Origin of the sequence: Polaromonas sp. (genome assembly GCF_029945895.1) — a bacterium.
In the GTDB taxonomy this organism is placed as follows: Bacteria; Pseudomonadota; Gammaproteobacteria; order Burkholderiales; family Burkholderiaceae_C; genus Polaromonas.
Map to the genome: position 1 here is coordinate 63,415 of NZ_JAQSDL010000085.1, position 22,137 is coordinate 85,551.

Below are 22,137 nucleotides of genomic sequence, written 5' to 3' on the forward strand. Positions count from 1 at the left end.
ATGCGGCGCTGGACGAGAGGCCTAAATTGGCTGAATGTTTGAAGGAGACTCCATGGCCCGGCTTGACGCCCCCCGCACTGCGCGCAGCATTCCCCAAAGTCTTCCTGTCACCCCGCAGATGGACAATGCCACGGCCGCCCCACGCCAGGGCTGGCCCTTTGCTGAAGGATCGCAGAACCACCTTGATGAAACCTCGGCCCCATGGCCGCGACCCTCGGCGAAGGTGCCCTATGGCAGGCCCGCCCGGCCGTCGCCACAAAAATAGACGCACGCCGGCTCGGGCCAGCGCTCAATAGCTGCCGATGTAGTCCTTCTTGCCGATCTCCACCCCGCTGTGGCGCAGGATGGCATAGGCCGTTGTGGTGTGGAAAAAGAAATGCGGCAAGCCGTAGTTCAGCAGGTAAGACTGGCCGCTGAAAATCTTTTCCTTCGGCGTGCCGGCCTGCGTCACAATCTGGCGCGCTTCGCTGCCGTCAATCTGCCCTGCGGTGAGGCTGTCAATAAAGGCCAGGGTTTTGGCAATGCGCGCCTGCAGATCGGCAAAACTTTCTTCCTTGTCCTCAAAGCCCGGCACTTCCACGCCGGCGATGCGTGCCGACACACTTTTTGCAAAATCGCAGGCCACCTGCACCTGGCGCAGCAAGGCAAACATGTCGGGGTAGAGCCGCGCCTGCAGCAGGGCAGCAGGTGTGATGTTGCGAGCCGTGGCATGTGCCTCGGCCTTGGCCAGAACGCCGCTCAGGCCTCCCAGCATCTGCTTGAAAACAGGAACGGAAGCCTGGTACATCGAAAGGGTCATGGAAAGTGTCCTGATGATTAAAGAAAAAGAAAGCAGAAGGCGTCGCTCGGCGACCTTCCGGCCGGAGTCGATGACTGCCGACGGGCTCACAGCCGCACCGCGCGCAACGCCAGTCATTATGGCCAATCGGGCCGGGAAGCGCAGGCGCGGCCAGGCGTTGCGGTCTGGCGTCTGCGCGGGCCGGCCCCCCGGCGAACCCTCAGCCGGATTTCTGGTTCCGCATACGCTGGACCAGCGTCACAACGCCCAGCACCAGCGCACCGGCAAGCATGCCCACCAGCGCGTCGGCCAGCAAGGGGATGACGCTTCCCAACACGCTGCCGGCGCGTTCAGCCAGCGCTTCGATGGCGTGGTGCAGCGCCGGAACGCCATGCGTGAGAATGCCGCCGCCAACCAGAAACATCGCGGCCGTGCCGGCCACCGACAGGGCTTTCATGAGCCAGGGCGCGGTCAGCACGATGCCGCGACCCAGGCTGCGCCGCAGGCGGGCTGCCCCGCTGTCGCCTGGTTTCTGGCTCAGGTAGAGCCCCGCATCGTCGAGCTTGACGATGCCGGCCACCAGTCCGTACACACCCGCTGTCATGACAATCGCAATCCCGCTGAGAACCACGACCTGGGTGACGAAGGGACTGGCCTGTACCGTGCCCAGCGTGATCGCAATGATTTCGGCCGAGAGAATGAAGTCGGTGCGTATCGCGCCCTTGATCTTGTCCTTTTCGACCGCCACCAGGTCCACCGAGGAATCGGACAGCGCCTCCAGCAATTTCTTTTCCCGCGCCTCGTCTTCGGCCCGGCTGTGCAGGAATTTGTGCGCCAGCTTCTCGAAACCCTCGTAGCAGAGGAAAGCGCCGCCGACCATCAGCAGGGGCGTGACGGCCCAGGGCGCAAACGCGCTGATGGTCAGCGCCACCGGCACCAGGATGGCCTTGTTCAGAAAAGAACCTTTGGCCACCGCCCACACCACGGGCAGTTCACGGTCCACTTTCACCCCGGAAACCTGCTGGGCGTTCAGCGCCAGGTCGTCCCCGAGCACACCCGCGGTTTTCTTGGCGGCCACCTTGGTCAGCAAGGCGACATCGTCGAGTACCGTGGCAATGTCGTCGATCAGCGCAAACAGGCTACTGGCCATGAAGGTCTTCCTGAAAAGAGGGGAACAAAAAAAACATATTGTCGTCGGGCAAGCAGGCCCCGCCGCACGGTCGGGGGCAAATCCGCGCAGAATGGCCGCCACCATGAAAAAAACACTGATCGCCTACCTCGCCGCCCTGCTCTTTGTGCTGGTGGCCGACGGCCTCTGGCTCGGGCTGCTGATGCCTCAGCAGTACCAGACGTGGATAGGCCCGCTGATGCGCGCACAGCCCCTGCTGCTGCCGGCCGCTGCGTTTTACCTGCTCTACCCGGTCGGGGTGGTGGTGTTTGCCGTGCTGCCCGCCCTGGAGCGCTCCAGCTGGACCCATGCGGCCACTCTGGGCGCCTTGCTGGGTCTGCTGGCCTACGGCACCTACGACCTGAGCAACCTGGCCACCCTGAAGGGCTGGCCGCTGGAGCTGACGCTGGTGGACATGCTCTGGGGCACTGCCTTGACGGCAGCAGCCGCCACGGTGGCCTTCCTCGCGGCCCGCCCACGCGCCCGGGATGCCGCGTAGCCAGGTCTGCCGTGTCTCTTGTATTTGGCCGCTTTGGAGCCAGCTGACGAAAGCTCTCCACTTCCCGCCCTGTCCATGCCGCTTTTGCTGTTCTCGTTTTTTCTGCATGCCTACGTGGGCATCCGTCTGGTTCCCGGGCTGGCCGGCTGGCCGGCCGCGCAGTGGCTGCTGGGCCTGATCCTGCTGGCCTCTGCGGTGCTGACGCCGCTGGGGCTGACCGCCCGGCGCTTCAAGTCGCAGCCGCTGTCGGACCGCATGGCCTGGACCGGCATGCTTGCGATGGGCCTGTTTTCCTCGCTCTTTGTGCTGACACTGCTGCGCGACGCGGCGCTGCTGGCTGGTCTGGCACTGCTGGCCGTGGCGCCTGCGGCGTTTTCGCTCGATGCCGCGGCGCGGGTCTCGGCCGCTGCAGTTCCTGCGGCCGGGCTGTTCATGAGCCTGGTCGGATTCTTCAATGCCAGACGCACGGCCGCCGTGGTGCAAGTCAACGTGCCGATCAGCGGCTTGCCACCTGCGCTGCACGGCTTTGCGATCGCCCAGATCAGCGATATCCATGTCGGCCCCACCATCAAACAAGGCTACCTGCAGGCGATCGTGCGTGCGGTCAACATGCTGAAGGTGGACATGGTGGCGGTGACGGGCGACCTGGTTGACGGCACGGTGGCCGAACTGGCGCACCATGTGGCGCCGCTGGCCGGGCTCACGTCTACCCACGGCACCTACTTTGTCACTGGCAACCACGAGTACTACTCGGGCGCCCACGCTTGGATTCATGAACTGCAGCGTCTGGGGATTCGTGTCCTGATGAATGAACATGTGGTGTTGCAGCATGGACAGGCGGCTGCGCAGCAGGCGCTCGTGCTGGCCGGCGTGGCCGACTACAGCGCCGGGCATTTTGATGCCAGCCACCGCAGCGATCCGCACGCCGCCATCGCCGGCGCACCAGCCCACGCACCGTTGCGTGTGTTGTTGGCACATCAGCCGCGCAGCGCGCACGAGGCCGAGAAAGCGGGCTTTGACCTGCAGCTGTCGGGCCATACCCACGGCGGTCAATTCTGGCCCTGGAATTTTTTCGTGCGGTTCCAGCAGCCTTTCACTGCCGGTTTGCACCGGCTGGAAAAGCTCTGGATCTACACCAGCCGCGGCACGGGATACTGGGGGCCGCCCAAGCGTTTCGGGGCGCCCTCGGAAATCACGCACCTGCGGCTGATCCCCGTTTAAGACTTGCCGGCCGGGCAGATCAGTAGCGGCGGGCGGTCAGGCGGCCCAACACAAAACCGGCCAGCATCGCAAAGCCGACCGCCTGCAGCGGATGGTCCTTGATGTAGGCCTTGGAATGGTCGACGGCCTGCATGGGGGCGTCGGTCAGGCGATGCGCCTGGTCGCTGAACTTGCCGGCCACCGAGTTGGCGCCGCTGGCCAGTTTATCGACCGTCTCGTGGGCTGCGCTCGCGGCACGATCCACAGTGTTGCGGGCAGGTTCGGCCACCTTGTCAATCGTGTCGTGAAGCGTGCTGCCGGCCTGGTCCACGCCACGCAGCAATGCGCTTTCGTTCGACGAGCTGACGGAGCCGGGGTAGGCGCTGGCGGTGGATTTTTCCATGGTGAAGTCCTTTGGTGAATACGGTGGGGGTCAGAAAAACTGCGTCACCCAAGTCATGGAGGGCCATGGTTTCGGGCGCACACAACACTTTCCGGCACGCAGCGCCTGCACCTTGTGCGGAGGGGGAGGCGCTGGCTGTAGGACAAGGGAGCCACTGGACCCGGCCTGTCCTGCAGGGGGAACCGGCGGGTCAGTCGAACAGGCCGGGGGTGCCGCGCATGGCGCCTTCGATGAGCAGCAGCCTGAGCTTGGTCCGGATGCCGCCGCTGGCTGAAAATCCGCCCGGCTTGTCGCCGGCTGCCAGCACGCGGTGGCAAGGCACCACGGGTGCAAAAGGGTTGCGTCCGAGCGCCTGGCCCACCGCCCGCGCCGCGCCGGGCTCGCCGAGGCGGGCGGCTACCTCGCCGTAGGTCAGGGTCTGGCCGGGGCCGATGCTGCGCGCCACCGCATACACACGCTGGTGAAATTCGGGCACGCCGCGCAGGTCGAGCACCAGCGTGCTGAAGTCGTGCACCTGCCCGCGCAGCATCGCCACCACGCCTTCGATGGCGGCCTGCACAGCGGCGGACGGCCCAAGCTCCTGCGCGTCGGGAAAACGTTCGCGCATGCGATCGCGGGTCTGCGGCGCCCCGCCTTCGGGCAGTTGCACACCCCGGATGCCGGCCTCGCCCCAGGCGATGCCGCAGCAGCCGATGGCGGTGTCAAACAAGGCGAAAAAGGGCGTGTCGGTGGCGGTGTGCATGCAAGCAGTCATCGTAATACAGGCGTGTGGCTCCGGTGGCTCCGGTGGCTCCGTTGGCTCCCTGCCGGTTGGACAGCACTATTGAATTCATAGCATCTGGCGCAATTCCAGCAACGGCCCGCGCCCAAAAACATGCCTGAACACCAGCCCCGGCCGCTTCGTCCGTTCGTCGCCCTGTCGGCTTGCGCTGACAGACGAACAGGGTTTTTCGCAAACGCCGGCCGATGCAAACGGCGCACCATGGAGGCCCCATCACCACCATCCAGCGGAGCACATGATGCCCACATCCATCACCCGCGGCAGCGGACGCCGCAACCAGGACAGTCCGGAGGAAGCCGCCGGGCAGGACGACGACACCGACGACCTGCCGCTGAGCCCGGAAGAAGACATGCCGGTGATTCCGGACGACGAACGCGTGATCGACGTGCCGTCCTGAACCCGGTAACGGGCTGCTTCAGCCCACGTCGCGCTTGAGACGGATTTCCTCGAGCTTGACGGAACCGATCACCACCGTCTTCAGCGAGGTCATCTCGCGTTTGAAGCCGGCCCGCTCGTGAAAGCGCAGTGCACGTTCGTTGCGCACCGGCACCCAGAGGGTGACCTTGGTGCAGCCTTCTTCCTTGAGGCCGTCGTTGGCCGCATCCCAGAGGAGCACGCCGACGCCCTTGTCCCAGTGCGCCGGGTCCACATAAATGGCCCAGATCTCACCGCAGGTCGAGGGTGTGCCCTTGTCGCGCGAGCGGTCGAAACCGACAAAGCCGACGATGCGCTCGCCGTCGGTGGCCACATGCACCTGCGGCTCCATGTATTCGATGGCGTCGCGCCAGAACTGCTGGCGCTTGTCCACCGCCAGGGTGCCGAGCTGGTCATCGGGCACCAGGCCCTTGTAGGCGGCGCGCGAAGAGGCGTCGTTGATTTCGGCGATGGCTTTGGCATCACGCACGGTGGCGGGGCGAACTTGGTAGCTGGACATGAAAAAAGACGCGCAGACGAATCGTTGTTGGGGGACCCGGATTGTCGCAGCAAATGCCTCTGCGCCCCCTGCTGCGCTCAAACGGCGGTCAAGCCACCATCGACCGTGTGGGCATGCCCGGTGACAAAAGAGGCCGCGTCCGAGCTGAGCCACAGCACCACGGCCGCCACCTCGTCAACTTCGCCCAGGCGACCAAGCGGGTGCATCTGCGCGGCGGCCACACCGATCTTCGGGTCGGACGCGACAGCGCGCTCGTACATGGCGGTCCGAATCACGCCGGGGCACACCGCATTGACACGGATGCCCTTGCGTGCGTATTCGATCGCCGCCGATTTCGTCAGGCCCAGCACCGCGTGTTTGCTGGCGCTGTAGGCCGCCATCTTGGGTGCGCCGACCAGGCCGGCCACCGAGGCGGTGTTGACGATGGCGCCGCCGCCCTGCTGCTGCATCTGCGCAAGCTGGTACTTCAGGCACAGCCACACACCCTTGACGTTGATGCCCATGATGCGATCGAAGGTGGCTTCGCTGCAGTCGGCCAGGCGCAGGTGTTCCTCCTCGATGCCCGCATTGTTGAAGGCGCAGTCGAGCCGGCCATAAGCGGCCACCGTGTGGGCCACCATGGCCTGCACCTGGTCCGCCTGCGTCACGTCGGTGCGGACAAAACTCGCCTCACCGCCCGCGGCCTGCACCAGCGCCGCCGTCTCCCGGCCGGCATCGGCGGCGATGTCGGCGACGACAACACGGGCGCCCGCCCGCGCAAAAGCCAGCGCGGTCGCGCGCCCTATCCCGCCGCCGCCGCCCGTGACGAGGGCGACCCTGTCCTTGAATGATGTTTGCACCTGAGGGTTCCTTGAACGACAAAAGGAAAATCATACGGACCGCCTTGCCAGAACCTGTCCCGCCTGGGACCGGCCGTCGCGTACGCGGCAGCGCCTAAACTGGCACCATGCCCGCCATACCCGACGACAGCGCCGTTTTCCAGGCTCGGCTGGAATCCGCAGGCCCGCCCTTCGCGGCGCCCGCCTCGCAGCCCCTGCTGCAGTCGGCACTGCAGGCCGGTATCACGCTTGAAAGTTCCTGCCGCAACGGTACCTGCCGCAGCTGCATCTGCCGCCTGGCCAGCGGCCGGGTGGTCTACCGCATCGAGTGGCCGGGTCTGAGTGCCGAAGAAAAAGCCGACGGCTACATCCTGCCTTGCGTCGCCTACCCGGCATCCGACCTGGTGATCACGCTGCCGCTCTGAACGTCGACCAAAAAAGATGAACGAAATCAGGCTCCAGCCCAACAGGGGCGAGCGCAAGCAGCTATGCTTTTCATAGCAATTTAAAATCAGCCGCCACAGTCGGCGCCGCACATCGTTCTGTCACACCGCTGTGTCAGGATGGAGACATGGACTTTCTGCGTCCGCCTGCCGGCGGTTTTGACCTCTCCCGTCTGTCGGCCACCCCTGACAGCGCCGCCACCTTTGCCGAACACGAAGAGCTCAAGGCCATTCTGCTGGCCGGCAGCGCACATTTCGACATCCAGGCGGTGGGCGAGATTGCCACCCGCGGCCCGTCTTTCGCGCTGTACACCGCCAGCATCGGTTCGCGCGACCCGCAGGCACCGGCCGTCGGTTTTTTCGGCGGCATTCACGGTCTGGAACGCATCGGCACCCAGCTGATCCTGGCCTGGATGCGGGCGCTGCTATTCCGCCTCCAATGGGACGAACTGCTGCACCAGCAACTGCAAAAAGTGCGGCTGGTGTTCATGCCCATCGTCAATCCGGGCGGCATGTGGTCACACAAGCGCGCCAACCCCCACGGCGTGGACCTGATGCGCAACGCACCGCAAAAAGCAGAAAGTCCGGTCCCCTTCCTGGCGGGCGGGCAGACCTTCGGTCCGCTGCTGCCCTGGTATTGCGGCCGGCCCGGCGCGCCCATGGAAACCGAAAGCGCGGCCCTGTTGCAGGTGGTCCGCGAGCAGTTGGCGAGCCGGCCCTTCAGCCTGGCGCTGGACTGCCACTCGGGCTACGGTTTTGACGACAGCCTCTGGTTTCCCTACGCCAAAACGCGCCGGCTGATGCCACATCTGCCGGAGATGTTCGCGCTCAAGACCATGCTCGAGCAATCGCACCCGCACCATGACTACAGCTTCGAGCCACAAAGCAACCAGTACCTGCTGCACGGCGACCTCTGGGACCACGCCTATGACCAGGCGCCGGCCGGCCACGTGTTTCTGCCGATGACACTCGAGCTTGGCTCCTGGCTGTGGATACGCAAGAACCCGCGCCAGCTGTTCTCGCGCCACGGCATGTTCAACCCGATCAAGGCGCACCGCGTCAAGCGGGTGCTCAGGCGCCATGCCGACCTGCTCGATTTCCTGACCCGCGCCGCCTACGCTGCGCCGGGCTGGCTACCCTCGGGCGAGCGCCGATCCCAGCTCGGCCAACTGGCGGTCGCGCACTGGCGCCCGCAGCGGATGCCATGACCTGGGTCCTGCTGCGCGGCCTGACCCGCGAGTCCAGGCACTGGGGCGGCTTGGCGAAGCAACTGGCCGGCCTGCCGGGCGCCGGCCAGGTCGTGACGCTGGACCTGCCGGGCAACGGCGTGTTTCACGGCCAAGCGTCGCCGTCCTCGGTGCGCGCCATCATGGCGCTGGCACGCCGCCAGTTGCAGGCGCAGGGCGTGGCGCCGCCCTGGCACCTGCTGGCCATGTCGCTGGGCGGCATGGTGGCGACCGACTGGGCGCAGCAGCATCCGCAGGAGGTCAGCCGGCTGGTCCTCATCAACAGCAGCATGCGGCCCTTCAGCCCCGTGGCCGAACGGCTGCGCCCCGGCAACTGGCCGGCCCTGGCGCTGCTGGCCGCGCGCTGGCACAACGCAGACCACGCCGAACGCACCATCCACCGGCTGACCTGCAACAACACCTCCTCGCGCGAGGCCGATCTCGCGGCATGGGTCCAGATTCGCCAGACAGCCCCGGTGAGCCGGGCCAACGCCTGGCGACAGCTGCTGGCCGCCGCGCAGTTTTCGTGCGCCCCCCAGGCGCCGACCTGTCCCGCGCTGGTGTTGTCGTCGACGGCGGACCGACTGGTGGACCCGCGCTGCTCACAACGGGTGGCCCGGGCCTGGCAGGCAGCCCACCACAGCCACCCCTGGGCCGGCCACGACCTGCCGCACGACGACGCCAGCTGGGTTGGCGAACAGCTTCACCGCTGGCTGGCCGCATCATGAATTTGCTCTGTTTTTGATAGCTGCCCGCGCTTTCCTGACAGGCGCTGTGGCCGGTATCGCCATCAGTATCGCCATCAAAGTGCACAGCAGTCGCAGGGGGTCTTGCAGGCACCGGCCAGCAGGCGCCGGACAAGTCAGGGAAAATTCAGCTTTGCCTGCCAAGCTCAGCATTCCCATGAAAACGCCCATTGTTCAGTCCCAGGAGGCCGCGGCACCCGCTGTCGGGTCGGTGCACGTCGCGCCCACGCGCGACAAGCGCATCTGGGCACTGGCGCTGGGCACGGCGGCAGTCTGGTACCTGGACCCGGCCCTGGCAGAGATGGCCGAACTGGTGGGTGGCATTGCCTGCGCTTCCAACAAGTCACAGGTCAAGGACGCGATCTCCAGCATGCGCCTCAAGGCCGGCGCCATGCGCAAGCAGGTCGGCCCGCTGCCGGCCAGCGCCCTGGCCAAGGTGGTCCGGCGCACCGAGGCGGCCAGCGGCGCGGTGCTCGACAAAGGCGCTCGCATGAACGAGCTGCAGGCGAGCTGGGACCACCTTCTCGCCTGCCTGCGCTCCAGTCCGAAACGCTAGGCGTCCGGCCCGGCATACGGGCTTTGCCGGCGGGCCAGCATACCCAGCGTCTGCACCGCGTCCTCCAGGCGCGCACTCCAGGGATGGCCGCCATTGAGCCGCAGGCAATGGCGGAAATCCCGGCGCGCTGAAAAAATCGGCCCCGGCGCCACGCTGATGCCGCGTGCCAGCGCTGCCTCGTGCAGGGCCAGGGCATCAAAACCCGCGTCAAATGCCACCCAGACAAAATAGCCGCCCGCCGGCCGCCCCACGCGCACACCGGGCGGGAAATGCCGCACGATCGCGGCCAGCAAGCTGGCCAGCCGGGCCTCCATCACATGACGCAGCTTGCGCAGGTGCTTGTCGTAACCGCCGTGCTGCAGGTAGTCGGCCAGCGCCAGCTGGGCCGGCAGGCTGGCCGACAGGGTGGTCATGAGCTGGAGCCCGGCAATACGCTCGCCGAAACGCCCGGGCGAGACCCAGCCCACGCGGTAGCCCGGTGCCAGCGTCTTGCTGAAGGAGCTGCAGTGCATCACCAGGCCCTCGCGGTCAAAGGCCTTGGCCGGCCACGGCGCGCGCTCGCCGAAGTACAGCTCGCCGTAGACATCGTCCTCGATCAGCGGAATGCCGCGCCCGGCGAGCAACGCCACCAGCGCCTGTTTTTTCTCGCGGGGCAAGCTGGTGCCGGTCGGGTTCTGGAACGAGGTCATGAACCAGCAGGCTTTCACCGGGTGCCGCTCCAGCGCCCTGGCCAGCGCGGCCAGGTCCAGCCCGTCCTGCGGGTGCACCGGTATTTCCAGCGCTTTCATCTTCAGCCGTTCCAGCGCCTGCAGGCTGGCGTAAAACCCGGGCGACTCGATCGCCACCAGATCGCCCGGCTGCGCGACCGCTGACAGGCACAGATTCAGGGCCTCAAGCGCACCGTTGGTGATGACCAGCTCGTCCATCGGCTGCGCCATTCCCATCGCCAGATAACGCAGCGCAATCTGCTGGCGCAGCGCCGGGTGGCCCTGCGCCAGATGCGCCACCATCTCCCGCCCGTGCAGGCGCGGTGCGACACGGGCCAGCGACTTGCCCAGGCGCTGCAGCGGAAACAGGTCCGGGCTGGGAAAGGCCGAGCCCAGCGGCACGATGTCTGTATCCTGCACCGCGTCCAGTACCGAAAACACCAGCTCACTGATGTGCAGCCGCGACGACACCAGCGCCGATGTCCTTTTTTCACGGCCCGACAGTGCGGCGGGCGGTGGCAGCTGCGCCGGCGGGCCGATCACGTAATAGCCCGATCGCGGACGTGCCCGAACCAGACCCTTTTCTTCCAGCCGGTAGTAGGCCTTGAAGGCGGTGGACGCGCTCAGGCCGTGCTGCACCGTGATGGTCCGGATCGAGGGCAAACGTGCGCCCGGCGCCAGCCGCCCGTTGCGGATGTCCGTGGCCAGCAGTTCGACCAGTTGTTCGTAACGCTTCATGGCTTGCCCGCTCCTGGTTCCGGCACGGCCCGGGGGCCGAATCTGATATTGTAATTTTTTCAGTTTTTTCATCTGATATGGTTTTTTGCACGGCATCTGAGTCTTACGTCCGTCGGCGCCATGGCTCATGATGCGAACATGTCAACAACTTCTTCAGCGACTTTCCCCTGGGTGCACCGGCTGGCGGTCGCCACCCTGGCCGGCTCCATCCTCGCCCTCGCTCCAGCGCTGGCCGCCGCACCTTTTGAAGACACCATCGCCCAACGCACCATGGCCTGCACCGCTTGCCACGGCGCCCAGGGTCGCGCCGGCCCCGACGGTTACTACCCGCGCCTGGCGGGCAAACCCGCCGGTTACCTGTACAACCAGTTGCTCAACTTCCGCGACGGCCGGCGCCACTACGCGCTGATGACACAGCTTGTCGATCCGCTGTCCGACGACTACCTGATGGAAATTGCGCGCTACTTTTCGGCGCTGGAGCTGCCCTACCCGCCCCCGGCCGCACCCGCTGCTGCGCCCGGGGTGCTGCAACGCGGACAGGCGCTTGTTTTGCACGGTGACCCCGGCCAGCGCCTGCCGGCCTGCGTGTCCTGCCACGGTCAGGCCATGACCGGGGTCACCCCCCATGTCCCGGGCCTGCTGGGGCTGCCGCGCGACTACCTGAACGCGCAGCTCGGCGCCTGGCGCACCGGACAGCGGCGCGCCCACGCGCCGGACTGCATGGCCCACATCGTCGGGCGGATGAGCGACGCAGACATCCATGCGGCCACCAGCTGGCTGGCAGCCCAAGCCCTGCCGGCCAGCAGCAAACCAGCAGCGGCGGCCCCGCCGCCCGCGCCCGGCGGCCTTGTGGTGCCGACCTGCGGCAGCGCCGCCACACCGCGGGGAACCCGGCCATGAAAAGGCTGACCACGTGGATTCTTGGCAGCGCAGCGGCGGCGCTGGCACTGGCCGCCCTCGTCTGGCAACTCAATGTGCGGGACGAACCCGATGTCACAACCCCGATGGCCACTGCAGCCACCCTGCCGGCGCGGATAGAACGTGGCGCCTACCTCGCACGCGCTGGCAACTGCATGAGCTGCCACACCACACGCGGCGGCACGCCCTACGCCGGCGGTCGCGGCATCGACACGCCCTTCGGCACGGTTTTCTCGAGCAACCTGACACCCGACCCCGGCACCGGCATCGGCCAGTGGTCGTCCACTCATTTCTGGCGTGCCATGCACAACGGCCGCTCCCGGGACGGCCGCCTGCTCTACCCGGCCTTCCCCTACACCAACTACACCGAAGTCACGCGGGAAGACTCGGATGCGCTCTACGCCTACCTGCACAGCCTGCCGCCGGCCGTCCAGCCCAACACACCCCATGCCCTGCGCTGGCCCTTCAGCACGCAGGCCGCGCTGGCGGTGTGGCGCGCCCTGTATTTCAGCCCGGGGCATTACGAGCCGGAAACGAAACAGACGGCCGAGTGGAACCGCGGCGCCTACCTGGTGCGTGGCCTGGGCCACTGCAGCGCCTGCCACAGCACGCGCAATGCGCTGGGGGCGACCGACACCCCGCTGGACCTGGCTGGCGGCCTGATCCCGATGCAGAACTGGTACGCACCTTCGCTGACCTCGGCGTCGGAGGCCGGCGTGGCCGACTGGACGCCGCAGGACATTGCGGCCCTGCTCAAGACCGGTGTGTCGCCGCGCGGCTCGGTGCTCGGGCCCATGGCCGAGGTGGTGCTGCAAAGCACCCAGCACCTGAGCGATCCCGACCTGACGGCGATGGCCGTGTTCCTCCAATCGCTGCCACCCGCGCCGGCAGCCCGCACTTCCACCGCGGCGCCAGGCCCGACCACGGCCGCCGGCGCCAAGCTCTACGAGCAGCATTGCGCGCAGTGCCACGGCGACCAGGGGCAAGGCGTGCCCGGCGCCTACCCGCCGCTGGCCGGCAACCGCGCCGTGACCATGGACTCCACCGCCAACCTCGTACAGATCGTGCTCAACGGCGGATATGCGCCGGCAACGGCCGGCAACCCGCGCCCCTTCGGCATGCCGCCGTTTGTGCTGGTGCTCGACGACACCGAGCTGGCCACGCTGCTGACTTATCTGCGCAGCGCCTGGGGCCACCAGGCCAGCGCGGTGACGCCTACCGAGATCCATCGCATGCGGGGGGAGAATCAGCGGTGAGTGTCAGGTGCCTTTTTTGCTTCCTCGATCTGCAGTGGTGCCGCCAGCAAGCCGGGTCTCGCCCCGGCGGGCGAGGCACTTCCTGCCAGTCGCCCCAAGCCTCACGCTGCGTTGGGGGCTAGCGATGGACAGTGGGTCCGACTCCCCACTCCCTCCCCCGCCCCTCCCTCGCCCCGCTGGGCGATGGAGGGGAGCTTCATTTGGCCTCCTGTGCTGCGCCCGCGAGCAAACATCACTGCCGCTTGAATCCGACATGACACGCCGCGCGTGTCATGTCTCCCCGAATTCGGCCTCCCTCTCCCAACCCGTGTGGCTGGGCCGAGCAGCGCAGATGGAGGTGGGATCAGGGCGGCAGTTGTCCGAGCGAAGCGAGTTCTGCCGCCCCCCGCCGGAGTCAAGCAGCGCAGGTTGCCTGGAGCGAAGCGGAAGGACCCAGACAGTCGGGTCGCCTTTTCTTTTGCTTACTTTTCTTTTGGCGACGCAAAAGAAAAGTAAGTTGCCGCCGGGCAACCCCCGGCTTGCTGGAAAACCACCACCGCCTGATGTACACCCACCACCAAAAAAAATAGCTCCCCTGAACCAACTTTCACAACGATAGAGTCCCCACCCCAAACCCGCAGCCGTATCACGCACCTCCGGCAGTTACCATGTCGCCACAACAACACTGCCGGCAGCCTGATGCCGAGGAGGAAAATTCATGGAACGCATCGTCATCGTCGGCGGGGGCGCAGGGGGGCTGGCGCTGGCCACGCAACTGGGCAAGCGTCTGGGCAAAAAGGGCCAGGCTGAGATCACGCTGGTGGACGCCGCGCGCACCCATGTGTGGAAGCCGCTGCTGCACCAGCTGGCGGCCGGCAGTTTTGACACCCACGCCGAAGAGATCGAGTACCTGGCGCAGGCGCGCTGGAACCATTTCAAGTTCCGCCTCGGCCGCCTGGCGGGCGTGGACCGCGCCGCCAAGACCCTGCAGCTGGCGGCCAGCCACGACGAGGCCGGGCGCGAGATCACGCCGGCCCAGCAGCTCGGCTACGACACGCTGGTGATTGCGGTGGGCAGCCAGACCAACGACTTCGGCACCCTGGGGGCGGCCGAACACACGATCAAGCTTGACAGCCCACAGGCGGCCAAACGGTTCAACAACCGGCTGATCAACGCCTGCATACGGGCGCAAACCGTGCCGCGCAGCGCCGGCAGCGGCCGCCTGACGGTGGCCATCGTCGGTGGTGGCGCTACGGGCGTGGAGCTTGCCGCCGAGCTCCACGCCTCGGCCAAGGTACTGGCCAATTTCGGCTTTGACCATATCCACCCCGAAAAAGACCTGCAGATCGTGCTGGTCGAGGCGGCGCCGCGCCTGCTGGCGCAACTGCCCGAGCGGCTGAGCGACGCGGCACTGCGCGAACTGCGCAAGCTGGCCATCGAGGTGCATACCAATGAAAAAGTGGTGGAGGTCACGGAAAACAGCCTGAAGATGGCCAGCGGCAAGGTGATTTCCTCCAGCCTCTCGGTCTGGGCGGCCGGCGTCAAGGCCGCGGATTTCCTGAAGACACTGGGCGGCGATGCGCCCCTGGAAACCAACCGGCTCAACCAGCTCGTCGTCAACGGCAACCTGCAGACCACCGACCCCAGCATCTATGCCTTCGGCGACTGCGCCGCCTGCCAGCAGCCCGACGGCACCTGGGTGCCGCCGCGCGCGCAGGCCGCCTACCAGCAGGCCATGTACCTGGTCAGGGCGCTGCCGCGGCTGCAACGCGGCGAGGCCGTGTCGCCCTTTGTCTTCAGGGACCAGGGTTCGCTGGTGTCGCTGTCGGAGTATTCCTCCGTCGGCAGCCTGATGGGGAGCCTGACCAAGGGCAGCTTTTTCATCGAGGGGCAACTCGCCAAGATCATGTACTGGGCGCTGCACAAGCAGCACCAGCTGGCGCTGGGCGGATGGAAAAAAACCGCCCTGATCACGCTGTCGGAAATGATTGACCGCACCTATCGTCCGCGCATCAAGTTGCACTGATAATCACGCTAACCCCCTCAACCTTCCGGAGAACACCATGGCAAAAGGACAGCAAAACAAGGACAAGATGGTCAAGAAGCCCAAGAAGGACACGGCGCCCCCGAAAGCGGTGTCGCCCGATGCGGTGCGCCCAACCATCGTCACGCAAGTGCCCCTGCGCGGCAAGCTGAAAAACAAATAAGGCAGTGACCTCTTTACCAGCCGGGGCCGCGGAACCGGCTTTGCCGGGCCGCAGGCGCAGCGCCCCTCTTCTTCGTGCAAGGGGCAGCGAACCGCCGAAGGCACGCGAAGCGACAAGCGTGGGGGCTCCATGACAGACCCGTTGCACGGCGTCACGCTGGAAGCCATGGTCACGGCGTTGTCAGACCATTACGGCTGGGAGGAGCTCGGCCAGCGCATCGCGATCCGCTGCTTCACTTTCGAGCCCAGTGTCGCGTCCAGCCTGAAGTTCCTGCGCAAGACCCCCTGGGCCCGGGAAAAAGTGGAAAGCCTTTACCTCTTCATGCTGCGTGAGCAGCGGCGTGCCGCCCCGACCGTGCACAACTTCCCGCCGCCCAAAAGCTAGGTGGCCATCGGGTTGGCGAACAGCAGCATCATGGCCACGCCGACACCGATCAGGAAGTTGGCATCGATCAGGCCCGCCAGCAAAAACATCTTGACCTGCAACGGCTCCATCAGTTCGGGCTGGCGCACCGACCCTTCGATGAAACGGCCGCCCATCACGCCGATCCCCAGGCAGGCGCCAATCGCGCCCAGACCGATCATCAAACCGCATGCAATCGAAATGGCACCTGCGTCACTCATGATTTCTCTCCTTGTCCAGTTTGTTTGCTGATGGGTGAATCATGAACGCGACACTGCAGCAAAACCATGACCTCGCAGGTCATGGCGTCCCGGGCGGTTTTGAACTAGTGTACGCAGATGCCGCCCTGCTGGTGCTGGCCAAACCCGCCGGCCTGCTGGCGGTGCCTGGCAAGGGAGAGGACAAGCAGGACTGCCTGAGCGCACGCGTCCAGGCGAGCTACCCCGACGCGCTGGTGGTGCACCGTCTCGACATGGCCACCTCGGGCCTGATGCTGATGGCGCGCAGCATCAGCATCCAGCGAGCCCTGGGCGCGCTGTTCGAGCGGCGCCAGATTCACAAGCGTTATATCGCCGTGGTGGATGGCCAGCCTGCGGCCGTGAGCGCCGATCCCGGAGGCTGGAGCCTGATCGACCTGCCCATCGTGGTGGACTGGCCGCGCCGGCCACTGCGCATCATCGACGATGAACGGGGCAAGCCCAGCCAGACACGCTGGCGGGCCGTGGCGGTTGACGCCGCCACCCGCAGCACACGCGTGGAACTTGAACCCCTCACCGGCCGCTCGCACCAGCTGCGTGTGCACCTGCAGGCCCTGGGCCACCCGATTCTGGGCGACAGGTTGTATGCACCCGAGGACGTGCAGGCCCGCGCGCCCCGGCTGCTGCTGCATGCCTGCGCGCTGGGTTTTGTGCATCCCGTCAGCGGCCTGCCCCTGCAGTTCGACAGCCCCGCGCCCTTCTGACCAACCGGCGCGCCAGGCTGGAACTTCAGCGCAGGCTTTGCATCCCAAACTGATCACCGGAGATTGTCGATGCGCCCTGTCCCGCCAGCCCCCTCCCCCGGCGCCCCGCTGCGCCGCCGCACCGTGGCCGCAGCACTGATGGCGGCGCCCGCGCTGTGGCTGGGCTCGCGCGCCCAGCCGGTCGCCAGCCGCCGCGCCACCCCGGCGCAAACCGAAGGGCCGTTTTATCCGGTGGTTCTGCCGCGGGACAGCGACCATGACCTGCTGCGCAACGGCGCACTGAACTACCCTGAAGGGCAAAGCGCCTGGCTCGAGGGCAGCGTCACCGACCTGGCCGGAAAACCCGTGGCCGGTGCGCAGGTGGAGATCTGGCAATGCGACCACGCCGGCCACTACCACCACCCCGGTGACGGCAACCGCGCCGACCGCCGCTTCCAGGGCTTTGGCCGCATGACGGCGGACACCGAAGGCCGCTACCGCTTTCGCACCCTGCGCCCGGTGGCGTATGGCGGGCGTACACCGCACATCCACCTCAAGGTCAAGCTTGGCCAGCGGGAACTGCTGACCACCCAGCTGTATGTGGCTGACGATCCCGGCAACCCACGCGACTTTTTATGGCGCAGCCTCGGCGAGGCGGACCGGGCGGCCCTGACCGTGCCGTTTGCGCCGGGCAGCGACGGCCTGCAGGCGCGCTTTTCCATCGTGCTGGCCGCCTGAACCGCCAGCACACCGGTCGGCGCCGCTGTTTGTCGGTAACATCCCAGCCATGACCCAACACCTCTTTATCCTCACCGGTGCCTCCCGCGGCATGGGCCTGGCCATGGCGCGCAAGCTGCTCATGCCGGGCAACACCCTGCTGTGCATTTCACGCAAGGCCAATGAGACGCTGGCCGCGCAGGCCAAAATTGCCGGCACGCCGCTGCTGCAGTGGACGCTGGACCTGGCGCGAAGCGCAGACGCCAGCGCGCGGCTCGAGCAATGGCTGCGCGAGCAGGCCCACGCCGTTTTTTCCAGCGCCGTGCTGATCAACAATGCCGGCATGATTCCGCGCATCGGACCGCTCAGCGACGCCGATGCCGACGACCTGCGCCTGGGGCTGCGCGTCGGCCTGGAAGCGCCCATGCAGCTGAGCGCGGCTTTTTTGCGCGCCACCGAAAGCTGGCCGGCGCGGCGCAAGGTGCTCAATATCTCATCGGGTCTGGGACGCAAGGCCATGGCCTCGCAGTCCATCTACTGCGCGGCCAAGGCCGGCATGGACCACTTCACGCGCTGCGTGGCGCTCGAGGAAGCCCTCAAGCCCAACGGCGCAGCGGTCTGCTCGCTGGCACCCGGGGTGATCGACACCGACATGCAGGTCCAGCTGCGCAGCGCCGACGCGTCGGCCTTTCCCGACCAGGTCAATTTCATCAACCTCAAGGACAAGGGCCAGCTGACGTCGCCGGACGAAGCCGCCGCACGCATCCTGGCCTACCTGGCCCGGCCAGACTTTGGCAGCCAGCCGGTGGCCGACGTGCGTGACTGAAGTCCGGTCAGCAACCTCAGTTAGCTATACTTTTGATAGCTTCTTTCGCATGTGGGTATTGGGCTGAGGGCATATTTCGTGCGTAAACTCTCGGTGGAAATATTTTTCGGCGTCACGCTGCGCCTGCGGTCCGCCATGGACAGCAGGACTAACTCCCCACTCCCACCCCTAACCCTCCCTCGCTCCGCTGGGCGATGGAGGGGGGCTTCATGTGGCTGCGTGTGCTGCAACCGCGTGCAAACATGACGGCCACTTGACTCCGACATGACGCGCTGCGCGCGTCATGTCTCCCCGCACCCGATCCCGAATCCGGGTTTCTTTCTCCACCCGTCGGGCTGGGCCGAGCAGCGCAGACGGAGGCGGGATCAGGGCGGCAGTTGTCCGAGGCGCTAGCCGAGTTCTGCCGACCCCCGCCGCAGTCGAGCAGCGCAGGTTGCCTGCAGCGAAGCGTAAGGACCCAGACCATCGGGTCGCCTTTTTCTTTGCTTACTTTCTTTTTGGCGACGCAAAAAGAAAGTGAGTTGCCGCCGGGCAACCCCCGGCTTGCTGGTGAACTACAAACAAGCGAAGCGCTGAAGTAGTTGGCAGACATGGATCCAGGATCAAGTCAGGGATGACAGACAGCGCAGGAGTTCGCTATTACTTTTATAGCCAACTGCGCCCGCCCTAAATTGGCCAGCGGCCTATTGGATACGCGAAAAGGATACGCGAAAAACTCAATCCCGCACCACCAGAATCGGCAGGTGGGCATGCGACAACACCTGCGCGGCAACGCTGCCGAGCACGAGTTTTTCCAGACCGCGGCGGCCGTGGGAGCCAAGCACGATCAGGTCGGCACCGACCGCACTGGCAGTCTCCAGAATGCCCCGGTAAATCGCGTGGCCTTCAATGATGGAGGCCTTGACTGTCACGCCTGCCGCTTCCAGCACTTGTGTGGCGCCCTTGAGGGCTTCGTTGGCTTCTGCCGTGGCCGCCCCGAGGTACTGGGCCTGGCCATAGGCGAAATCGGTGCCGACCCCGCTGAAGGCGTAGGGATCGATCACGTAAATCACCGTCACCGTGCTTTTGAAAGCCTGGGCCAGTCCGCGGGCCTTGTCGACCGCCATCATTGAGGTGGACGAACCGTCCACGGGCAGCAGGATGTGTTTGAACATGATCAGGCTTTCTTCACAAAAACTCGGTGCCCTGCATCAGGGTTCGATCTTCACACCCTTCCAGAAAGCCACATGGCCCTTGATGTTGTCGGCCTCGGGTTTCGGGTCGGGGTAATACCAGGCGGCGTCGGTGTTCATTTCGCCATTGACCAGCAGGGAGTAGTAGCTGGCCTGCCCTTTCCATGCGCACATGGTGTGGTGGTTGCTGAAGGTGATGTGGTCGCGATTGAGCGAACTTTCGGGGAAATAGTGGTTGCCTTCCAGCACCACGGTGTCGTCACTTTGCGCAATCACTGCGCCGTTCCAGATGGCCTTCATATCGCTTCTTTCAGGGGTTGCCGGGGTCCGCCGTATGCGGAGGAAAAAAGGGGGTTTGCCTGCCAACAATCTTCGCACATTCCGCAAAGCCTGCGGGCCCGGTCTGCGAAAGGCAAAAAGAAAAGCGTGATGGGTGAGCATCACGCTTCTATGCGGTTCCCTGGGCGTGCCGCCGAGGCGGCGGCGAATCAGGCCATGCGCAGGTTGTTGCCTTCAACAATCACGCGGGAGCCCACGGGAATCGAGCTGGACACTTCGACGGTGCGGGTCGAGCCGTCGTTCATGCGAACAAGCACCTGATACACGGTGACCTTCTTCATGTTCTTTTCAACCTGGTTGCCGGCAAAGGCGCCGCCAGCAGCGCCCAGTACCGTCATGGCCGTCTTGCCGTTGCCGCCGCCCACCTGGTTACCCAGCAGGCCACCGATGACGCCACCGGCCACCGTGCCCAGGCCGACCGTGGTGTTGCCCACGGCCACACCGTTGACTTGGCCCTGGCGCTGCACGGCAGTCACGGCTTCGACCGTGCCGCAGTCGGCGCAGACCACTGGCTTGGGCGCCGGGGCCTGGGCCACGACGACAGGCCGTGGCTGAACGACCGGTTTGGCTGGCGCCGGTCGGGCAGGCGTTGCCGCGGTCGGGCTGGTTGTGTTGTTGCTGGCCAGCTTGGCGGCCGTGCTGGACTGCGTCGTTGGCGCCAGGGCTTCGGTGCCGCCGGGCTGGGCATCGGAGCGGTTGACCACGAGTGCGGCGGCGAGCGCCATCACGGTGACCCCGAGCACGGCCACAATCGCTATCAGCGATTTGCTGTGCTGCATGCGTTGCGAGAAAGCGGGCTGGCTGCCGGGGGTGGCGGGTGTCTGGTTGTTTGTATCCATGATGGGTACTCCTTGGTTGAGCCTCAGTTGTAACCAACTCATGTGAACGCGGATGTAGGACGACGTGACATTCGTAAGGGAAGGTTAGCGCGACCCGCTTCGAAACGTGCGTTATTGCGCACTTGCGGGCATCTTCACCCGCTGCTCACCGCGGCTTGACCTGTGCTTTACACGCCGCCCTGCGGGTGGGTCGGATCGATCCACAACACCTGCTCGGGCTTTTCAACCGGCGCGATATCGAGGTTGATGGCCACCGCTTCGCCGTCGCTGCGACACAGCACACACTCGAGCAGTTCGGTCGGGCTGGCGTTGATTTCCTGGTGCGGCACATAGGGCGGCACGTAGATGAAGTCCCCCGGACCCGCCTCGGCGGTGAACTCCAGGTGCTCGCCCCAACGCATGCGGGCACGCCCCCTGACGATATAAATCACGCTTTCCAGATGACCGTGATGGTGCGCGCCGGTCTTGGCGTTGGCATGGATGGTGACGGTGCCGGCCCAGAGTTTCTGGGCACCGACGCGAGCGAAATTGATCGCCGCCTTGCGGTCCATGCCGGGCGTGGACGGCACGTTGCCGTCCAGCTGTCCACCGGGGATCACGCGCACACCGTCGTGTTTCCAGTCGGTGTTGACATGGGAGTGATCGGCGATGCGGGATGGGTCGTGGGAATGGGTGCTCATGAAGGCAAGCCTACACCACGGCGCGGTCGAGTCAAGCACCACCACAAGGCCAGCCTGCGATGGATGGATCCCGCGGGGAGGCAGCTTATCAGCGCCTGCGCTAGCGTCAGCCCCTGGCCCGCGCAGCCTTGCGCCCGCTCGCCGGTACCGCCTCTGCCGATGGCGCTTCTTCAGGAAAGGGTGGCAACGGCCGGCGGGCCACGGCGGCAGCCTCGTCGGGTGGCACGCCCAACCCGCGCAGCACCAGGGTGGCCACGGCCACGCCATGGTCGGGAGGCGCCTGCCCCATCGCCACGCGCAGCATGGCCTGCGCGCCCGCGCCGTTAATCATGTCCATGGCGGCTTCTTCGCTGGTCACCTTGAAGCTCTTCTGCTTGACGCCCAGCCGCAGGTCGGCCAATGCGTATTTCAGGACGCCCTGCAACAGCAGCGGCGTGGCGGCCGACACATCGAGCAGCATCAGGGCCCACTGCGGGCTTTGCTCGGCCAGCCAGATGTAGCGGCGCTGGCCGATGGCCATGCGCTCCGCGCCTTCCTTGACCTGCGGGTAGCTCTGGGCAATGCGCTCACACAAGGTGCGGGCCAGCACCAGCGCCACCTCCTGCAGCACCGCTTCCTTGGTGGCGAAGTGGTTGTAGACGGTGCCGGTGGTCATGCTCGCGACCTCCGCAATCTCCTGGATGGTGGCGCCCGCCACCCCACGCGCCGAGAACACCTGGATCGCCGCCTGCACCAGTTGCAGTCGCGTGCGCTCACGCTTGCCGGGCCGCTCACCGGCCCCCTCCCCGACCATCAACCAGCGCGTCAAAACGGGTGGCAGCGGGGGTATTGACGGTGCCATTAATTTTAATTTATCATTCATTTT

28 protein-coding genes are annotated in these 22,137 nt (G+C 65.9%); 15 read left to right on the forward strand and 13 right to left on the reverse strand.

The annotated features are described in order from the left end of the window. Positions 1-289: 289 nt before the first annotated feature. Positions 290-799 carry a DUF1993 family protein gene (locus PSV33_RS11780; RefSeq protein ID WP_300561959.1) on the reverse strand — a complete coding sequence of 170 codons (510 nt, stop codon included), beginning with the start codon at positions 797-799 and terminating at the stop codon, positions 290-292. 199 nt (positions 800-998) lie between these two features. Next, positions 999-1,928, reverse strand: coding sequence for a DUF808 domain-containing protein (locus PSV33_RS11785; protein ID WP_300561962.1), 930 nt, complete (start codon positions 1,926-1,928; stop codon positions 999-1,001). 103 nt (positions 1,929-2,031) lie between these two features. Here PSV33_RS11785 and PSV33_RS11790 point away from each other — a divergent pair, with 103 nt between their 5' ends. Further along, positions 2,032-2,445: a DUF2177 family protein gene (locus tag PSV33_RS11790; RefSeq protein WP_300561965.1), complete on the forward strand. Its 414-nt coding sequence runs from the start codon at positions 2,032-2,034 to the stop codon at positions 2,443-2,445. Positions 2,446-2,520: 75 nt separating this feature from the next. After that, the gene (locus PSV33_RS11795) at positions 2,521-3,666 is read left to right on the forward strand and encodes a metallophosphoesterase (protein WP_300561967.1); all 1,146 of its coding nucleotides are present in this window, start codon (positions 2,521-2,523) and stop codon (positions 3,664-3,666) included. 19 nt (positions 3,667-3,685) lie between these two features. On the opposite strand, the gene PSV33_RS11800 is transcribed toward PSV33_RS11795, so the two are convergent. Both PSV33_RS11800 and PSV33_RS11805 read right to left on the reverse strand, forming a co-directional pair. Continuing rightward, positions 3,686-4,048, reverse strand: a complete 363-nt coding sequence (locus tag PSV33_RS11800; protein WP_300561968.1) for a hypothetical protein — start codon at positions 4,046-4,048, stop codon at positions 3,686-3,688. A 190-nt stretch (positions 4,049-4,238) separates the two neighbouring features. Next, on the reverse strand, positions 4,239-4,790 hold the full coding sequence (locus tag PSV33_RS11805) for a methylated-DNA--[protein]-cysteine S-methyltransferase (protein WP_300561969.1): 552 nt from the start codon (positions 4,788-4,790) through the stop codon (positions 4,239-4,241). Positions 4,791-5,067: 277 nt separating this feature from the next. Here PSV33_RS11805 and PSV33_RS11810 point away from each other — a divergent pair, with 277 nt between their 5' ends. Then, positions 5,068-5,226: a hypothetical protein gene (locus PSV33_RS11810; protein ID WP_300561972.1), complete on the forward strand. Its 159-nt coding sequence runs from the start codon at positions 5,068-5,070 to the stop codon at positions 5,224-5,226. A gap of 18 nt (positions 5,227-5,244) precedes the next feature. On the opposite strand, the gene PSV33_RS11815 is transcribed toward PSV33_RS11810, so the two are convergent. Together PSV33_RS11815 and PSV33_RS11820 are read right to left on the reverse strand one after the other, a co-directional pair. Beyond that, positions 5,245-5,763 carry a GNAT family N-acetyltransferase gene (locus PSV33_RS11815; protein ID WP_300561975.1) on the reverse strand — a complete coding sequence of 173 codons (519 nt, stop codon included), beginning with the start codon at positions 5,761-5,763 and terminating at the stop codon, positions 5,245-5,247. A gap of 77 nt (positions 5,764-5,840) precedes the next feature. Continuing rightward, entirely contained in the window at positions 5,841-6,602 is a 762-nt protein-coding gene (locus tag PSV33_RS11820) for an SDR family oxidoreductase (RefSeq protein WP_300561977.1), read from the reverse strand. Positions 6,603-6,709: 107 nt separating this feature from the next. Here PSV33_RS11820 and PSV33_RS11825 point away from each other — a divergent pair, with 107 nt between their 5' ends. The 4 genes from PSV33_RS11825 (at position 6,710) to PSV33_RS11840 (ending at position 9,552) form a co-directional block, all read left to right on the forward strand. Then, a complete protein-coding gene (locus tag PSV33_RS11825; protein WP_300561979.1) occupies positions 6,710-7,006 on the forward strand; it encodes a 2Fe-2S iron-sulfur cluster-binding protein in 297 nt (98 codons plus the stop codon). A 146-nt stretch (positions 7,007-7,152) separates the two neighbouring features. Beyond that, entirely contained in the window at positions 7,153-8,232 is a 1,080-nt protein-coding gene (locus PSV33_RS11830) for a M14 family zinc carboxypeptidase (protein WP_300561981.1), read from the forward strand. Beyond that, positions 8,229-8,978 (forward strand): alpha/beta hydrolase, encoded by a 750-nt coding sequence (locus PSV33_RS11835; protein ID WP_300561983.1) that lies wholly within the window; start codon positions 8,229-8,231, stop codon positions 8,976-8,978. Before PSV33_RS11830 ends, PSV33_RS11835 begins: the two co-directional genes overlap by 4 nt. A 175-nt stretch (positions 8,979-9,153) precedes the next feature. Next, positions 9,154-9,552 carry a hypothetical protein gene (locus tag PSV33_RS11840; RefSeq protein ID WP_300561985.1) on the forward strand — a complete coding sequence of 133 codons (399 nt, stop codon included), beginning with the start codon at positions 9,154-9,156 and terminating at the stop codon, positions 9,550-9,552. On the opposite strand, the gene PSV33_RS11845 is transcribed toward PSV33_RS11840, so the two are convergent. Beyond that, positions 9,549-10,997, reverse strand: coding sequence for a PLP-dependent aminotransferase family protein (locus PSV33_RS11845; protein WP_300561988.1), 1,449 nt, complete (start codon positions 10,995-10,997; stop codon positions 9,549-9,551). The genes PSV33_RS11840 and PSV33_RS11845 overlap by 4 nt on opposite strands. 138 nt (positions 10,998-11,135) lie before the next feature. On the opposite strand from PSV33_RS11845, the gene PSV33_RS11850 reads away from it, so the two are divergent. The 5 genes from PSV33_RS11850 (at position 11,136) to PSV33_RS11870 (ending at position 15,741) form a co-directional block, all read left to right on the forward strand. Beyond that, positions 11,136-11,897: a c-type cytochrome gene (locus PSV33_RS11850; RefSeq protein ID WP_300561991.1), complete on the forward strand. Its 762-nt coding sequence runs from the start codon at positions 11,136-11,138 to the stop codon at positions 11,895-11,897. Continuing rightward, complete coding sequence (locus PSV33_RS11855) at positions 11,894-13,171, forward strand: cytochrome c (RefSeq protein WP_300561994.1); 1,278 nt, start codon at positions 11,894-11,896, stop codon at positions 13,169-13,171. Before PSV33_RS11850 ends, PSV33_RS11855 begins: the two co-directional genes overlap by 4 nt. Positions 13,172-13,868: 697 nt before the next feature. Then, positions 13,869-15,176 (forward strand): NAD(P)/FAD-dependent oxidoreductase, encoded by a 1,308-nt coding sequence (locus PSV33_RS11860; protein ID WP_300561996.1) that lies wholly within the window; start codon positions 13,869-13,871, stop codon positions 15,174-15,176. Between the two features lie 37 nt (positions 15,177-15,213). After that, positions 15,214-15,357: a hypothetical protein gene (locus tag PSV33_RS11865; protein WP_300561999.1), complete on the forward strand. Its 144-nt coding sequence runs from the start codon at positions 15,214-15,216 to the stop codon at positions 15,355-15,357. A gap of 129 nt (positions 15,358-15,486) precedes the next feature. After that, on the forward strand, positions 15,487-15,741 hold the full coding sequence (locus tag PSV33_RS11870) for a VF530 family protein (RefSeq protein WP_300562002.1): 255 nt from the start codon (positions 15,487-15,489) through the stop codon (positions 15,739-15,741). Here the strand turns inward: PSV33_RS11870 and atpE are convergent. After that, positions 15,738-15,980 carry a F0F1 ATP synthase subunit C gene (gene atpE, locus PSV33_RS11875; protein WP_300562005.1) on the reverse strand — a complete coding sequence of 81 codons (243 nt, stop codon included), beginning with the start codon at positions 15,978-15,980 and terminating at the stop codon, positions 15,738-15,740. The two genes, PSV33_RS11870 and atpE, sit on opposite strands and share 4 nt — an antisense overlap. Positions 15,981-16,021: 41 nt before the next feature. Between atpE and PSV33_RS11880 the strand changes: the two genes are divergently transcribed. From PSV33_RS11880 to PSV33_RS11890, 3 genes are all read left to right on the forward strand, one after another. Continuing rightward, positions 16,022-16,720: a pseudouridine synthase gene (locus PSV33_RS11880; protein ID WP_300562008.1), complete on the forward strand. Its 699-nt coding sequence runs from the start codon at positions 16,022-16,024 to the stop codon at positions 16,718-16,720. Positions 16,721-16,789: 69 nt separating this feature from the next. After that, complete coding sequence (locus PSV33_RS11885; RefSeq protein WP_300562011.1) at positions 16,790-17,437, forward strand: protocatechuate 3,4-dioxygenase; 648 nt, start codon at positions 16,790-16,792, stop codon at positions 17,435-17,437. 49 nt (positions 17,438-17,486) lie between these two features. After that, complete coding sequence (locus PSV33_RS11890; RefSeq protein WP_300562014.1) at positions 17,487-18,242, forward strand: SDR family NAD(P)-dependent oxidoreductase; 756 nt, start codon at positions 17,487-17,489, stop codon at positions 18,240-18,242. A 716-nt stretch (positions 18,243-18,958) separates the two neighbouring features. Here PSV33_RS11890 and PSV33_RS11895 read toward each other — a convergent pair. The 5 genes from PSV33_RS11895 to PSV33_RS11915 form a co-directional block, all read right to left on the reverse strand. Continuing rightward, positions 18,959-19,396 (reverse strand): universal stress protein, encoded by a 438-nt coding sequence (locus tag PSV33_RS11895; protein WP_300562017.1) that lies wholly within the window; start codon positions 19,394-19,396, stop codon positions 18,959-18,961. Positions 19,397-19,432: 36 nt separating this feature from the next. Beyond that, positions 19,433-19,714, reverse strand: coding sequence for a DUF427 domain-containing protein (locus PSV33_RS11900; protein ID WP_300562020.1), 282 nt, complete (start codon positions 19,712-19,714; stop codon positions 19,433-19,435). A 188-nt stretch (positions 19,715-19,902) separates the two neighbouring features. Continuing rightward, on the reverse strand, positions 19,903-20,592 hold the full coding sequence (locus PSV33_RS11905; RefSeq protein ID WP_300562023.1) for a glycine zipper 2TM domain-containing protein: 690 nt from the start codon (positions 20,590-20,592) through the stop codon (positions 19,903-19,905). A gap of 167 nt (positions 20,593-20,759) precedes the next feature. Next, complete coding sequence (locus PSV33_RS11910; protein ID WP_300562026.1) at positions 20,760-21,272, reverse strand: cupin domain-containing protein; 513 nt, start codon at positions 21,270-21,272, stop codon at positions 20,760-20,762. Between the two features lie 106 nt (positions 21,273-21,378). Continuing rightward, a complete protein-coding gene (locus PSV33_RS11915) occupies positions 21,379-22,134 on the reverse strand; it encodes a TetR family transcriptional regulator (RefSeq protein ID WP_300562029.1) in 756 nt (251 codons plus the stop codon). Positions 22,135-22,137 lie beyond the last annotated feature (3 nt).

Bases quoted from the DNA above. Each gene is read 5' to 3' on its own strand.
- PSV33_RS11830 (WP_300561981.1), top strand. From the start codon at position 7,153: ATGGACTTTCTGCGTCCGCCTGCCGGCGGTTTTGACCTCTCCCGTCTG.
- PSV33_RS11910 (WP_300562026.1), bottom strand. From the start codon at position 21,272: ATGAGCACCCATTCCCACGACCCATCCCGCATCGCCGATCACTCCCAT.
- PSV33_RS11825 (WP_300561979.1), top strand. From the start codon at position 6,710: ATGCCCGCCATACCCGACGACAGCGCCGTTTTCCAGGCTCGGCTGGAA.
- PSV33_RS11855 (WP_300561994.1), top strand. From the start codon at position 11,894: ATGAAAAGGCTGACCACGTGGATTCTTGGCAGCGCAGCGGCGGCGCTG.
- PSV33_RS11815 (WP_300561975.1), bottom strand. From the start codon at position 5,763: ATGTCCAGCTACCAAGTTCGCCCCGCCACCGTGCGTGATGCCAAAGCC.
- PSV33_RS11805 (WP_300561969.1), bottom strand. From the start codon at position 4,790: ATGCACACCGCCACCGACACGCCCTTTTTCGCCTTGTTTGACACCGCC.
- PSV33_RS11860 (WP_300561996.1), top strand. From the start codon at position 13,869: ATGGAACGCATCGTCATCGTCGGCGGGGGCGCAGGGGGGCTGGCGCTG.
- PSV33_RS11865 (WP_300561999.1), top strand. From the start codon at position 15,214: ATGGCAAAAGGACAGCAAAACAAGGACAAGATGGTCAAGAAGCCCAAG.
- PSV33_RS11785 (WP_300561962.1), bottom strand. From the start codon at position 1,928: ATGGCCAGTAGCCTGTTTGCGCTGATCGACGACATTGCCACGGTACTC.
- PSV33_RS11890 (WP_300562014.1), top strand. From the start codon at position 17,487: ATGACCCAACACCTCTTTATCCTCACCGGTGCCTCCCGCGGCATGGGC.
- PSV33_RS11870 (WP_300562002.1), top strand. From the start codon at position 15,487: ATGACAGACCCGTTGCACGGCGTCACGCTGGAAGCCATGGTCACGGCG.
- PSV33_RS11905 (WP_300562023.1), bottom strand. From the start codon at position 20,592: ATGGATACAAACAACCAGACACCCGCCACCCCCGGCAGCCAGCCCGCT.
- PSV33_RS11790 (WP_300561965.1), top strand. From the start codon at position 2,032: ATGAAAAAAACACTGATCGCCTACCTCGCCGCCCTGCTCTTTGTGCTG.
- PSV33_RS11850 (WP_300561991.1), top strand. From the start codon at position 11,136: ATGTCAACAACTTCTTCAGCGACTTTCCCCTGGGTGCACCGGCTGGCG.
- atpE (WP_300562005.1), bottom strand. From the start codon at position 15,980: ATGAGTGACGCAGGTGCCATTTCGATTGCATGCGGTTTGATGATCGGT.
- PSV33_RS11885 (WP_300562011.1), top strand. From the start codon at position 16,790: ATGCGCCCTGTCCCGCCAGCCCCCTCCCCCGGCGCCCCGCTGCGCCGC.
- PSV33_RS11915 (WP_300562029.1), bottom strand. From the start codon at position 22,134: ATGAATGATAAATTAAAATTAATGGCACCGTCAATACCCCCGCTGCCA.
- PSV33_RS11780 (WP_300561959.1), bottom strand. From the start codon at position 799: ATGACCCTTTCGATGTACCAGGCTTCCGTTCCTGTTTTCAAGCAGATG.
- PSV33_RS11900 (WP_300562020.1), bottom strand. From the start codon at position 19,714: ATGAAGGCCATCTGGAACGGCGCAGTGATTGCGCAAAGTGACGACACC.
- PSV33_RS11895 (WP_300562017.1), bottom strand. From the start codon at position 19,396: ATGTTCAAACACATCCTGCTGCCCGTGGACGGTTCGTCCACCTCAATG.
- PSV33_RS11880 (WP_300562008.1), top strand. From the start codon at position 16,022: ATGAACGCGACACTGCAGCAAAACCATGACCTCGCAGGTCATGGCGTC.
- PSV33_RS11840 (WP_300561985.1), top strand. From the start codon at position 9,154: ATGAAAACGCCCATTGTTCAGTCCCAGGAGGCCGCGGCACCCGCTGTC.
- PSV33_RS11800 (WP_300561968.1), bottom strand. From the start codon at position 4,048: ATGGAAAAATCCACCGCCAGCGCCTACCCCGGCTCCGTCAGCTCGTCG.
- PSV33_RS11835 (WP_300561983.1), top strand. From the start codon at position 8,229: ATGACCTGGGTCCTGCTGCGCGGCCTGACCCGCGAGTCCAGGCACTGG.
- PSV33_RS11810 (WP_300561972.1), top strand. From the start codon at position 5,068: ATGCCCACATCCATCACCCGCGGCAGCGGACGCCGCAACCAGGACAGT.
- PSV33_RS11845 (WP_300561988.1), bottom strand. From the start codon at position 10,997: ATGAAGCGTTACGAACAACTGGTCGAACTGCTGGCCACGGACATCCGC.
- PSV33_RS11795 (WP_300561967.1), top strand. From the start codon at position 2,521: ATGCCGCTTTTGCTGTTCTCGTTTTTTCTGCATGCCTACGTGGGCATC.